9 protein-coding genes and 1 pseudogene are annotated in these 12,650 nt (G+C 70.7%); 2 read left to right on the top strand and 8 right to left on the bottom strand.

All coding sequences use genetic code 11. From position 1 onward, the window contains the following. Window positions 1–80: 80 nt before the first annotated feature. Both ACLQ27_RS15160 and ACLQ27_RS15155 read right to left on the bottom strand, forming a co-directional pair. The gene (locus ACLQ27_RS15160) at window positions 81–800 is read right to left on the bottom strand and encodes an anti-sigma factor family protein (protein ID WP_357491179.1); all 720 of its coding nucleotides are present in this window, start codon (window positions 798–800) and stop codon (window positions 81–83) included. Next, window positions 797–1,312 (bottom strand): sigma-70 family RNA polymerase sigma factor, encoded by a 516-nt coding sequence (locus ACLQ27_RS15155; protein WP_266249813.1) that lies wholly within the window; start codon window positions 1,310–1,312, stop codon window positions 797–799. Before ACLQ27_RS15155 ends, ACLQ27_RS15160 begins: the two co-directional genes overlap by 4 nt. A gap of 215 nt (window positions 1,313–1,527) precedes the next feature. Here ACLQ27_RS15155 and ACLQ27_RS15150 point away from each other — a divergent pair. Continuing rightward, a pseudogene (locus ACLQ27_RS15150) lies at window positions 1,528–3,656 on the top strand (PhoX family protein). 111 nt (window positions 3,657–3,767) lie between these two features. Here the strand turns inward: ACLQ27_RS15150 and ACLQ27_RS15145 are convergent. Beyond that, window positions 3,768–4,550: an IclR family transcriptional regulator gene (locus tag ACLQ27_RS15145; protein WP_234584571.1), complete on the bottom strand. Its 783-nt coding sequence runs from the start codon at window positions 4,548–4,550 to the stop codon at window positions 3,768–3,770. 154 nt (window positions 4,551–4,704) lie between these two features. Here ACLQ27_RS15145 and ACLQ27_RS15140 point away from each other — a divergent pair, with 154 nt between their 5' ends. Next, window positions 4,705–5,904, top strand: coding sequence for an MFS transporter (locus tag ACLQ27_RS15140; protein WP_425867221.1), 1,200 nt, complete (start codon window positions 4,705–4,707; stop codon window positions 5,902–5,904). A gap of 80 nt (window positions 5,905–5,984) precedes the next feature. Here ACLQ27_RS15140 and ACLQ27_RS15135 read toward each other — a convergent pair whose 3' ends face one another. The 5 genes from ACLQ27_RS15135 to nuoK all read right to left on the bottom strand — a co-directional run bounded on the left by ACLQ27_RS15135 (window position 5,985) and on the right by nuoK (window position 12,606). Continuing rightward, entirely contained in the window at window positions 5,985–7,070 is a 1,086-nt protein-coding gene (locus ACLQ27_RS15135; RefSeq protein ID WP_234584573.1) for a polyprenyl synthetase family protein, read from the bottom strand. Between the two features lie 90 nt (window positions 7,071–7,160). Then, complete coding sequence (gene nuoN / locus ACLQ27_RS15130; protein ID WP_234584574.1) at window positions 7,161–8,714, bottom strand: NADH-quinone oxidoreductase subunit NuoN; 1,554 nt, start codon at window positions 8,712–8,714, stop codon at window positions 7,161–7,163. A gap of 55 nt (window positions 8,715–8,769) precedes the next feature. Then, on the bottom strand, window positions 8,770–10,305 hold the full coding sequence (locus ACLQ27_RS15125; RefSeq protein WP_234584591.1) for an NADH-quinone oxidoreductase subunit M: 1,536 nt from the start codon (window positions 10,303–10,305) through the stop codon (window positions 8,770–8,772). 64 nt (window positions 10,306–10,369) lie between these two features. Continuing rightward, a complete protein-coding gene (gene nuoL / locus ACLQ27_RS15120; RefSeq protein ID WP_357491187.1) occupies window positions 10,370–12,295 on the bottom strand; it encodes an NADH-quinone oxidoreductase subunit L in 1,926 nt (641 codons plus the stop codon). Between the two features lie 11 nt (window positions 12,296–12,306). Then, window positions 12,307–12,606, bottom strand: a complete 300-nt coding sequence (nuoK, locus tag ACLQ27_RS15115) for an NADH-quinone oxidoreductase subunit NuoK (RefSeq protein ID WP_357491189.1) — start codon at window positions 12,604–12,606, stop codon at window positions 12,307–12,309. Between the last annotated feature and the right edge of the window lie 44 nt (window positions 12,607–12,650).

Genomic DNA, 12,650 nt, shown 5'->3' with positions numbered 1-12,650 from the left:
ACCCGTTACGGGACGACAGAAAGTGCAAGATCGCGGCGAAGGGGGGCGGGGTCGCGGGAGGCGGCGAAGGGCGGGCGGGGTTACGGGACTGCGTAGGTGAGCAGGGGGGTGCCGTCGGAACGTTGGAGTTCCACGCTGACCAGCTCGGCGTCGGTGAAGCGGGTGACGCCGGTGAAGCTGAGGTCGTCGCCGGGGGCGGCCAGCCAGGAGCCGATCTGCTCGCTGCTGCCGTTCGGGCCGTGGGCCACCAGCCGGAACGGGTACGCCTTGCCGTAGCTCGTCCGCGCGTCGTACCCGCAGTGCATGGTCACCTCGGTGCCCCACTTGCTGCCGGCCAGCCCGATCTCGGCGTGCACCGGCCCGGCTGTCGCCACCGGCCGCATGGCGACCATCGACACCTGCGGGCCGGGGTGGGTGCCCTGTGCGCCCGGGGTCACCGGTGGGGCGACCGGTCGGGGCAGCACCGCGGCCGTGCCGACACCCACCACGAGGGCGAGCGCGGCGGCGGCCAGCGTCGTGAGGGCGTACCGCCGACGGGTCGCTGCACGCTCGCGGCGCCGGCGGTTCCGGGCCTCCTCGAGCAGCGCGGGCACCCGGGGCGGGGACGGCGGCGGCAGGAACTGCTCCAGACCCGCAGGGTCGAGACGACCGAGCAGTCCCGGCAGGACGGCGATCTCGGCGACCGCGTCCCGGCAGGAGGCGCAGCCGGCGAGGTGCCGCTCGTAGGCCGCCCGTTCGGCGGGGGCCAGGGCGCCCAGCACGTACGCGCCGTCGTCGTGCGCGAACTCGCACCGAGTCATCCCGTCACCCCCATCTCGGCCAGGACCAACCGTAGTGAGCGCAGGGCGTAGTGGGTGCGCGACTTCACCGTGCCCGGCGGTACGCCCAGCCTCGATGCCGCCTCGGCCACCGACCGCCCCTGGTAGAAGCATTCGACAAGCACTTCACGGTGGGTGGGACTGAGCCGGTTCAACGCCTCGGCGACGGTCCACGCCTCCACCGCGCGCTCGGCCTCGTCGACCACCTCGGGCGGCTCGGGCAGTTCGTCGGTGAACACCTCGCCGACCCGGGTGGACCGTCGCCGCCAGGCGTCGATGGCCAGGTTACGGGCGGTGGTGAACAGCCAGGCGCGTACGGAGCCGCGTCGCGGGTCGAGGGACTCGGGGTGCCGCCAGGCCCGCAGCAGCGTCTCCTGCACCAGGTCCTCGGCCCGCTGCCGGTCGCCGTTGACCAGCCGCAGGGCGTGTGCGTACAGCGCCTCCGCGTGCTCGTCGTGCAGCGCCCGCAGCAGTTGGGCGTCATGGTCGCTGATGGCGGTCTCCTCACTTCCGGCGCGCGTCCGGCGGTGTGTCCGCTCGGGAATACGTGCGGTCACGCCGAACGGTTCAGACCGAGGTCAGACCGCTGGTGCCCGCGCAGGTGTTCACGCCTGGTTCACACTGCGGCCGACGACCGCTCACCACGTCCTCCTAGCGTCCGGCTGGTACGCCGCCTGTCGTGCCACCGACTTTCCTGGAGGCCACTTCCATGAGCGACCGTCCCCGGCTGCTCCCCCTGTTGACCGGCAACCGTCACGGCACCCGTGATGCCATGACCTGTCTGTACCGCTGCGGCAACGCCTGTGACCACCCCGTCCCGAACACGTCGGACAACGCGTACTTCGGGGACGTGGTGAACGCGGAGGTCTCCCGGCGCGGCGTCGTCCGGGCCGGCGCGGTCGGCGCCCTGGTCCTCGGCTTCGGTGGCGCGGCGGCCGGCGCGCTGGCCGGCGCGGCCCCCGCCGCCGCCGCGGCCCCCGCCACCCCGGACGTGCCGGAAAACTTCGGCTTCGGCCGTCCCACCACGGGTGTCGGCAGCGGCGCGCTGACTTTCAAGCCGATCCCGCCGAACAAATTGGACACCCTTGTCGTGCCGAACGGCTACGACCACGCCGTGGTGATCAAGTGGGGCGACGCGGTGCTGCCGGGGGCGCCGGAGTTCAATCTGCACCACCAGACCGCCGCCGCCCAGTCGAAGCAGTTCGGCTACAACAACGACTTCGTCGGGGTGCTGCCGCTGGACAAGCAGGGCAGGCGGGCGCTGCTCGTGGTCAACCACGAGTACACCAACGAGGACCTGATGTTCCCCGGCTTTCCCGGCCTGGACGGGCTCTCCGTGGAGCAGCTGCGCACGGCGATGGCCGCGCACGGCATGTCCGTGGTGGAGTTGGAGCGGGTCGCCGGCACCGGGCAGTGGAAGCCCGTGGACAACGGTCGCCGGCCGTACAACCGGCGGGTCACCGCGCTCAGCACCACGTTCGACCTGACCGGCCCGGCCGCCGGCTCGGCCTGGCTGAAGACCGCCGCCGACCCCAAGGGTCGTACGGTCGTCGGCACGCTGAACAACTGCTCCGGTGGCGTGACCCCGTGGGGACGGTGCTCTCCGGCGAGGAGAACTTCAACCAGTACTTCGTCGGCGCGGACGCCGCTCCGGCCGACCTCAAGCCGAAGCTGGACCGCTACGGCATCACCACCGCGTCCCGCTACCCCAGCGGCAGCCGTAAGTGGGAGCGCGCCGACGAGCGTTTCGACCTGGCCAAGCACCCCAACGAGGCGCACCGGTTCGGCTGGATCGTCGAGATCGACCCGTTCGACCCGGAGAGCCGCCCGCGCAAGCACACGGCGATGGGCCGCTTCAAGCACGAGGGCGCGAACGTCATCGTCGCCAAGGACGGGCACGTGGTCGCGTACATGGGCGACGACGAGCGGTTCGACTACCTCTACAAGTTCGTCTCGGACAAGAAGTTCCTCAAGGGCAACTCGTGGGCGGCCCGCAAGCACAACCTCACGCTGCTGGAGTCCGGCACGCTCTACGTCGCGCAGCTCGACCAGACCAGCGCGGGCGAGATCGACGGCTCGGGCAACGTCCCCGCCGACGGCGCGTTCAACGGTCGTGGGCGCTGGATCAAGCTGGTCAGCGGTAACCGCTCGTTCGTCGACGGGATGACCGCCGCGGACGTGCTGACCTTCACCCGGCTCGCCGGCGACAAGGTCGGGGCGACCAAGATGGACCGCCCGGAGGACGTCGAGCCGAGCCTGCTCACCGGCAAGGTCTACGTGGCGCTGACCAACAACACCGACCGCGGCAAGGCCGGCAAGGCGGCGGCCGACGAGGCCAACCCGCGCAACGCCAACAAGCACGGGCAGATCCTGGAGCTGGTCGAGGACCGCAACGACAACACCTCGGAGACCTTCGCCTGGTCGCTGCCGATCGTGTGCGGCGACCCGACCGACCCGTCGACCTTCTTCTCCGGGTACGACAAGACCAAGGTCTCCCCGATCTCCTGCCCGGACAACGTCGCCTTCGACGCCACCGGCAACCTGTGGATCTCCACCGACGGCAACGCGCTGGGCAGCAACGACGGCCTCTTCGCCACCGCCGTCGAGGGTCCGGAGAAGGGTCACCTCAAGCAGTTCCTGACCGTGCCACTCGGTGCGGAGACCTGCGGCCCGTTCATCACCGGCGACAACCGCTCGGTGTTCGTCGCGGTGCAGCACCCGGGTGAGATCACCGGCGCGTCGGTGGAGAACCCGGCCTCGAACTGGCCGGACGGCGACTACGCCAAGCCGGGCGTGGTGGTCACCTGGCGTCTCGACGGCGGCCCGGTGGGCAGCTGACGGTGCCCCCGCGGCCGGCGGGCCGCTGACGTTCCCCCAGGCGGTCCGGCGCTGGACCGCCCCGAGAGGCCCTCTCCCAGCCCGGGAGAGGGCCTTTCGGCATCCGGTGGGTCAGTGGTCGGAGGCGATGCCGTCGGCGACCGTGCGGGCGACGGTGAGCAGCTTGGCCCGGACGACGCGCGCGGACGTCATCATCTCGCTCGCCGGCAGGGCGCAGGCCAGTACGACCCGGCGTTCCATGTCCTTGTCCGGCGTGACGAGCACCGCCGCGCAGGCCACGCCCTGGCGGAACTGCCCCAGCTCCAGCTGCATCCCGCGTCGGTCGCCGGCGGCCAGGTCGGCCTCGAACGCCTCGGTGGTGGTCAGCGTGGCGGTGGTGAACGGGCGCATGCCGTACTCGCGCAGGTAGCGGAAACGCTGCTCGGTGGTGAGGGTGGCGAGCAGGGACTTGCCGAGGGCCGTCGCGTGCGCCCCCTCGTCGAAGCCGGGAACCAGGTCTTCCAGGTAGGGCGAGCGGTGCCCCTCGGCCACCGCGGTGATGGCGACCTGACCGCCGACGAAGCGGCCCAGGTAGTGGCTGTAGCCGGTGTCCACGGCGGCCCGGCGCAACGTCTCACCGACCACTGGCGGGCCCCGGAACGCGGTCACCAGCTCGCGGTAGCGGTCGGCCACCTCCAGCCCCACGATGTACGTGCCGTCCTCGCGACGGATCACGTAGCCCTCGTAGGCGAGGGTGCGGACCAGGTGGTAGGTGGTGGCCACGGTCAGCTCGCACCGTCGGGCGATCTGCTTGACGGTCAGGCCCTTCGGGGCGCGACCGACCGACTCGAGCACCCGCAGGGCTCGGGACACGCTGCGGATCAGGTCCGAGGGTTCTGCCAAGGGGTCGCGCACAACCACCTCCGCCGCCGGGGACTTACACCATATGAAAAACAGGCCGGGCGCGAAATGCCTGTTCGGGTCGAGGATGCCAGATCACCATCCACTCCTTGTAGGCCGATGGTCACCAGGAGTGGTCTGAGCCTGACTCGCGTAGGTTTGCCGGACGATGACCGACACCGCCCTCACCCCCGCTGAAGACCGCACCCGCACCCGCCCGATCCGGGCCAGCGCCGGCGCCGTCGCCACCACCGTGGCCTGCGTACTGCCCGTCTTCCTGCTCGGCGGCCTCGCCGTGCAGATGGGAGCCGACCTCGACTTCTCCCCGGCCGGGCTGGGCCTGGCCGTGTCCGTCTACTTCGGCGTGAGCGCGCTGGCCTCGGTGCCGTCGGGCCGGCTCGTCGAGCGGTACGGGCCGGCAGTGGTGGCCCGCAGCGGCATCGTGCTGGCCTCCGGGTCCATGCTGGCCGTGGCGGTGTTCGCCAGCTCGTACGAGGTGCTGCTCGCCCTGCTGGCGCTCAGCGCCGCAGCGAACGCCCTCGGCCAACTCGCCAGCAACGCAGCGCTGGCCCAGCACGTGCCTCCGAACCGGCAGGGGCTGTCGTTCGGTGTGAAGCAGGCGGCCATTCCGGTCTCCACCCTGCTGGCCGGCGCGGCGGTGCCCACCATCGCGCTCACCGCCGGCTGGCGCTGGGCGTTCGTGGCCGCAGCGGTCGCGGCGCTGACGACGCTGCCGGCCGTACCCCGGCAACTGCCCGGCCGGGACCGACGGGCCGACGCGGCACGCGCGGGCCGGGCCACGACGGCCCTGGTGGTGATCGGCGCGGCGGCGACGTTGGCGGCGGGCGCGGCCAACGCGCTGGGCACCTTCCTGGTGGACTCGGCCGCCGCCCGGGGTCTGTCGCCGGGCCTCGCCGGCCTCACCCTGACGCTGGGCAGCGCGGTCTGCGTGGCCGCCCGGGTAGGTGCCGGCGGACTGGCCGACCGCCGGGCCAGCGGGCACGTCGCACTCATCGCCGCGATGCTGGTGGTCGGGGCGGCCGGGCTCGGTCTGCTCGCGGTGGCCGGTCCGGTGCCGTTGGTGGCCGGCGTGGTGCTCGGCTTCGGCCTCGGCTGGGCGTGGCCCGGCCTGGTGAACTTCGCGGTGGTCCGGCTGCATCCGCAGGCTCCGGCCGCCGCCACCTCGATCACGCAGACCGGGGTGTACGCGGGCGGCTGCCTCGGCCCGCTGAGCCTCGGCCCACTCGCCGCCCACTTCGGCTATCCGACCATGTGGGTCACGGCGGCGGTGGCGATGCTGCTCGCCGCCGCCCTGATGCTGATGGGCAGCCGCCTACTGACAGCCGCCGCACCCCCAACCCGCGCGTGACCATGAAGTTGTTGCCCGATCAGACGGTGTGTCGGGGCGGTAACTTCATGATCAACCGGGGGACGGACCGGATGGTGGGGTTAGCTGGTGCGGTCGGCGATGTAGTCGCAGAGCGACTCCAGCGCCTGGCGGGACGCGCTCGCCGGGAGCGGCGCCAGGCGCGCGCGGGCGTCCTCGGCGTAGCTGCGGACGGTCTCCCGGGCGCGCTTGAGCGCCGGGCTCTCCCGCAGCAGCCCCAGGGCCTCGGCGTGCAGCGCGTCGTCGGTCAACGGGCCGGTCGCCAGGATCTCCCGCAGCCGCACCGACGCCGCGTCGGAGTCGTCGGCCGCACGGGCGTAGAGCACCGGCAGCGTCGGGACACCCTCGCGCAGGTCCGTGCCGGGCGTCTTGCCCGACTGCACCGACTCGGACGCGATGTCCAGCAGGTCGTCGGTGAGCTGGAACGCGACGCCGATCGTCTCGCCGTAACCGGCGAGCGCCTCGACCTGCTCGGCGGGGGCGCCACCGAACATGCCGCCGAACCGGACCGACGTGGCGATCAGCGAGCCGGTCTTCTCGGCGATCACGCTCAGGTAGTGCGCGACCGGGTCCTCCCCGGCGCGCGGGCCCACCGTCTCCGCGATCTGACCGTGCACCAGGCGGGCGAAGGTGCGCGCCTGCAACCGGACGGCCTCGGGGCCCAGATCGGCCGCGATGTCCGCGGCGCGGGCGAAGAGGTAGTCGCCGACCAGGATGGCGACCGAGTTGGTCCAGCGCGAGTTGGCGCTCGGTGCGCCCCGCCGCACGGCGGCCTCGTCCATCACGTCGTCGTGGTAGAGGGTGGCCAGGTGGGTGAGCTCCATCACCACGGCCGCCGGGACCACCTGCGCGCCCGACGGATCGCCGAACTGTGCGCCGAGCGCCACCAGCAGCGGCCGGAACCGCTTCCCGCCGGCCTCCAGGAGGTGCCGGGCCGCCTCCGTGACGAACGGGTCGGCGCTGGCCACACTGGCGCGCAGCTCGATCTCGACCGCGTCCAGCAGCCCCAGCACGGACGCCTCGACGCGGGGATCGGCAAGATGAAGGCCGAGCGCGCCGAACTGACTCGTGCTCGCCCGACCCCGGCGACCGCCGGAACCGGTGGCACCTGAACGCTCGCCAGCCGGAATCACCACACCATCAACCATGCCACACCCGTTCGACCTGCTCCGGGTCGGGGATACGCAGCGGGGGCCGGCACGCGTCCGCGCGCCGACCCCCGGTGTCCGAGGTACGTCTCACCGCACGAATTCTGCGGCTCCGGTAGCCAGGTCGAGCAACGGACCAGGGGCGACACCCAGCACCAGGGTGGCCAGCACGCCGACCATCAGCGCGGCGGACGTGAGGCCGCCCGGCACGGTGACCGTCGGCGTGGACTCGCCCGGCTCGGACAGCCACATCATCACCACGACCCGCAGGTACGGGAACGCCAGCACCATGCTGGTCAGCACACCCGCGATGACGAGCCAGGCCTGACCGCCGTCCAGCGCCGGCCCGAAGACCGCGAACTTGCTGGTGAAGCCGCTGGTCAGCGGGATACCGGCGAACGCGAGCAGGATGAACGTGAACAGCCCGGCGTAGAACGGCGAGCGCCGTCCCAACCCGGCCCAGCGGGACAGGTGGGTGGCCTCGCCGTCGGCGTCGCGCACCAGGGTCACCACCGCGAACGCGGCCAGCACCGAGAAGCCGTACGCGACCAGGTAGAACATCGTGCCGGAGAGCCCGTCCCGGCTCGGCGCCAGCACACCGACCAGCAGGTAGCCGGCGTTGGCGATCGAGGAGTACGCGAGCAGCCGCTTGATGTCCGTCTGGGTGACCGCCAGCACCGCGCCGACCAGCATGGTCAGCACCGCCACCGCACCGAGCACCGGCGTGAAGTCCCAGCCCCCGCCCTCGAACGCGACGTGGAAGACGCGCAGCAGCGCGCCGAACGCCGCGACCTTGGTGCAGGCGGCCATGAAACCAGTGATCGGCGTCGGCGCACCCTGGTAGACGTCCGGCGTCCACACGTGGAACGGGGCGGCGGCGGCCTTGAAGAGCAGACCGATGGCGAGCAGCGCCATGCCGGCGAAGAGCAGCACCTGGCTGGCCGGCGACTCGCTGACCGCCGCGTTGACGGTGGCGAAGTCGACACCTGCCGAACGGCCCGGAACACCTGCGGTGAAGCCGTAGATCAGGGCCACCCCGAACAGGAAGAACGCCGAGGCGTACGCGCCGAGCAGGAAGTACTTCATCGCCGCTTCCTGGCTCAGCAGACGCCGGCGGCGGGCCAGCGCGCAGAGCAGGTACAGCGGCAGGGAGAAGACCTCCAGCGCGATGAACATGGTCAGCAGGTCGTTCGCCGCCACGAAGATCAGCATGCCGCCGATCGCGAACGTGATGAGCGGGTAGACCTCGGTGAGCCCGTTGCGCCCCTCGGCCTGCTTCCGGTCGTCGGCGGACTCGGCGGTCACCGCGGCCTGGGCGACGAACGCGCCGCCCCGCTCGACGGTACGGTCACCGATCAGCAGTAGCGCCATCGCGGCCAGCACCAGGATGGCGCCCTGGAGGAAGAGCGTCGGCCCGTCCACCGCGATGGCCTGACCGGCCGTGACGAGCCGGTCGTCGGCGTTGAGGACCACCATGGTCAGCGCGGCGAGGACGGCCAGCAGCGCCAGCGTCAGCTGCACGACGTGCCGCGAGCGCCGCGGCACGAACGCCTCGACGAGCACACCGAGCAACGCGGTGCCCAGCATGATCATGATCGGGGCGAGTGCCGCGTAGTCGAGCGACGGCAATTTCAACTCGGTCACTGGGCCAGCCTTCCGTTCGCGACTGCGGGGCTCCGCTTCGCTGCACTCCTCGCGCTCACCGCTGCGCCTCCTGGACGGTGCCGCCCACGGACGGGGCCGGGTCGGTTCTGCCGATGTCGTCCATGGTCGCCTGGACGGCCGGGTTGATCACATCGGTGACCGGCTTGGGATAGAAGCCGAGCAGCACGATCAGCGCGATCAGCGGGGCGACCACCACCTTCTCGCGCAGGTTGAGGTCCCGGCGCATCCCGTCGACCTCGGTCAGCGCCGGATTGAGCGTGCCCTGCGTGGTGCGCTGCACCATCCACAGCACGTACGCCGCCGCCAGGATGATGCCGACAGTGGCGATGACCGCCACCGGCTTGTTCACCGTGAAGGTGCCGATCAGCACCAGGAACTCGGAGATGAACGGCGCGGTGCCGGGCAGCGCGAGCGAGGCGAGACCGGCGAAGAACAGCACGCCGGCGAGCACCGGGACCAGCTTGCCGGCGCCGCCGAAGTCACTGATCAACGACGAGCCGCGCCGGGAGATCAGCATGCCGACCACGAGGAACAGCAGGCCGGTGGCCAGACCGTGGTTGAGCATGTAGAGCACCGCGCCCGTGCCGGCCTGCGTGGTGAAGGCGAAGATGCCCACCCCGATGAACCCGAAGTGCGCGATCGACGTGTACGACACAAGCCGCTTGAGGTCGTTCTGGCCGACCGCCAGCAGCGCCGCGTAGATGATGCCGATCACGCCCAGCGCCAGCGCCCACGGCGCGAACCACTTCGACGCCTCCGGGAACAGCGGCAGGCAGTAGCGCAGGATCCCGAACGTGCCGACCTTGTCCAGCACACCGACCAGCAGCGCGGCGGCGCCCGCCGGGGCGGCGCCACCGGCGTCGGGCAGCCAGGTGTGGAACGGGAAGAACGGGGCCTTGATGGCGAACGCGAGGAAGAAGCCGAGGAACAGCCACCGCTCGGTGCCGGTGCTGATGTCCACCTGCGACAGCGCCTGCCAGTCGAAGGTCTTCCCGCCGACCACCCAGAGGCCGATCACCGCGGCCAGCATGAACAGACCGCCGACCAGCGAGTAGAGGAAGAACTTCACCGCCGCGTACTGCCGCTGGTGACCTCCGTAGCTGCCGATCAGGAAGTACATCGGCACCAGCATGACCTCGAAGAACACGTAGAACAGGAAGACGTCGGCGGCCGCGAAGACGCCGATCATCGTGCTCTCGAGGATCAGCAGCAGCGCGAAGTAGACCGGAATGGATCGCTTGGAGGACTCCGCGTCGTGCCAGGAGGCCAGGATCACCAGCGGCACCAGCACCGCGATCAGCATGAGCATCACCAGTGCGATGCCGTCGGCGGCGAACGTGAAGCTGACGCCCCAGTTCGGGATCCAGGTGTACGACTCCCGGAACTGGAACCGGTCACCGCCCGCGTTGAAGCTGACCCACATCACCACCGAGAGCACCAGCACCAGCAGCGACCAGACGAACGCCACCTGCTTGGCCAGCTCCGGCCGGTGGCGCGGCAGGAAGGCCACCACCAGGGCGCCCACCAGCGGCGCCACGGTGAGCACCGAGAGGAACGGGAAGTTGGACATTATGCGGCCTTACCTCCGTCGTGGATGCGTGGTCCGCCGGCGGGGGCGGGCGTATTCAGGTCGATCACGCCAACCACCCCGCCTGCACCGCCAGGAACGCCGCCATCACCAGCAGCGCACCGGCCAGGATCGAGGTGGCGTACGAGCGGACGAAACCGGTCTGCAGCCGCCGGAGCCGGCCCGAACCGCCGCCGACGCCAGCGGCGAGACCGTTGACCAGCCCGTCGATGCCCCGGTTGTCGAGGAAGACCAGCGCCCGGGTGAGGAAGATGCCCGGCTTCTCGAAGACCGCCTCGTTGACCGCGTCGGTGTAGAGGTTGCGGCGGGCGGCGGTGACCAGCACCCCGGCCGGCTGCGGCGCGGTGGCCGTACCGGCCCGGAACAGGAACCAGGCCAGGCCGGCGCCGAGCACGGTCACCAGCAGCGACAGCGTGGTGATCACGAGGTGCGAGAGGACCGGCTCGTGCTCGGCGTGCTCACCGCCCAGACCGGCGGTGGAGGTCAGCCAGTCCGGAACGGACGTGGAGAGCAGGAAACCGGCGCCGACCGAACCGACCGCCAGCAGGATCAGCGGGATGGTCATCAGCTTCGGCGACTCGTGCGGGTGCTCGATGTCCTCGGTCCACCGCTTCGGGCCGTGGAAGGTGAGCACGAACAGCCGCGTCATGTAGAACGCGGTCAGCCCCGCGCCGAGCAGCGCCGCACCACCGAAGAGCCAGGCCGTCCAGTCGTCCCGCTCGAAGGCGGCCACGATGATCGGCTCCTTCGAGAAGAAGCCCGAGAACGGGAACATGCCGATGATGGCCAGCCAGCCCATCATGAACGTCAGCCAGGTGACCTTCATGTACGTCGACAGCCCACCGAAGCGGCGGATGTCCACCTGGTCCTTCATCCCGTGCATGACCGAACCGGCGCCCAGGAACATGTTGGCCTTGAAGAAGCCGTGCGCCAGCAGGTGCACGATGGCCAGCGCGTACGCGCCACCGCCCAGGCCGACGCCGAGGAACATGTAGCCGATCTGGCTGACCGTCGACCAGGCCAGCACCCGCTTGATGTCGTCCTTCGCCGCGCCGATGATGCAGCCCATCAGCAGGGTGAGCGCACCGACGCTGACCACCACGAGCTGGAGCGTCGAGTTGGCGGAGAAGATCGGGTTCGACCGGGCGATCAGGTAGACGCCGGCGGTGACCATGGTGGCGGCGTGGATGAGCGCCGACACCGGGGTGGGGCCCTCCATCGCGTCCGGCAGCCACGCCTGGAGCGGGAACTGGCCGGACTTACCGGCCGCACCGAGCAGCAGCAGCAGGCCGAGCACCAGCACCGTGGTGCCGGTCAGCGCGCCGACACCGTTGAACACCTCGTCGTACTGGGTGGTGCCCAGGGTCGCGAACATGATGAAGATGCCGATGGCGAGGCCGGTGTCGCCGACCCGGTTCATCAGGAACGCCTTCTTGCCGGCCGTGGCGGCGCTCGGCCGCCCGTACCAGAAGGAGATCAGCAGGTACGACGCCAGACCGACGCCCTCCCAGCCGAAGTACAGCATCACGTAGTTGTTGCCGAGCACCAGCAGCAGCATGGCCGCGACGAACAGGTTGAAGTACGCGAAGAACCGGCGGCGACCCGCGTCGTGCGCCATGTACTCGACGGCGTACAGGTGGATCAGGAATCCGACGCCGGTGATCAGGAGGACGAAGACCGCGGCCAGCGGGTCGAACAGCAGGCCGAAGTCGACCCGCAGGTCACCGACCGCGATGAAGTCCCAGAGGCTCAGCTCGGCCGACTTGTTCTCCAGGCCGCGCAGCTGGAAGAAGGACGCCAGCCCGAGCACGAACGCGGCCCCGATGGCCGCGACGCCCAACCAGTGCCCCCAGCGGTCGGCCCGCCGGCCGAGCAGCAGCAGGATGGCCGCGCTGACCAGCGGGATCGCCACCAGCAGCCAGACGCTGCCGAGCAAGCCCGTGGCCTCTGCGTACTGCACAGTCTCTTCCACTCGCTTGCCCCTTAGTACTTGAGCAGGTTGGCGTCGTCGACACTCGCCGAGCGCCGGGTCCGGAAGATGGACATGATGATCGCGAGGCCGACGACGACCTCGGCCGCGGCCACCACCATCACGAAGAACGCCATGATCTGGCCGTTGAGGTCACCGTTGATACGGCTGAAGGTGACCAGCGTCAGGTTGGCCGCGTTGAGCATCAGCTCGACACACATGAACAGCACGATCGCGTTGCGCCGGACGAGCACCCCGGACGCGCCGATGGTGAACAGCACCGCCGCCAGCACGAGGTAATGATTGGGCGTCATCGCTGGGCCAGCCTTTCGTTCGCGACTGCGGGGCTCCGCTTCGC

This window comes from Micromonospora sp. DT63 (assembly GCF_049841615.1).
Taxonomy (GTDB): domain Bacteria; phylum Actinomycetota; class Actinomycetes; order Mycobacteriales; family Micromonosporaceae; genus Micromonospora.
The sequence above is the reverse complement of the archived record's forward strand: the minus strand, read 5'-3'. Positions and strand labels throughout refer to the sequence as shown.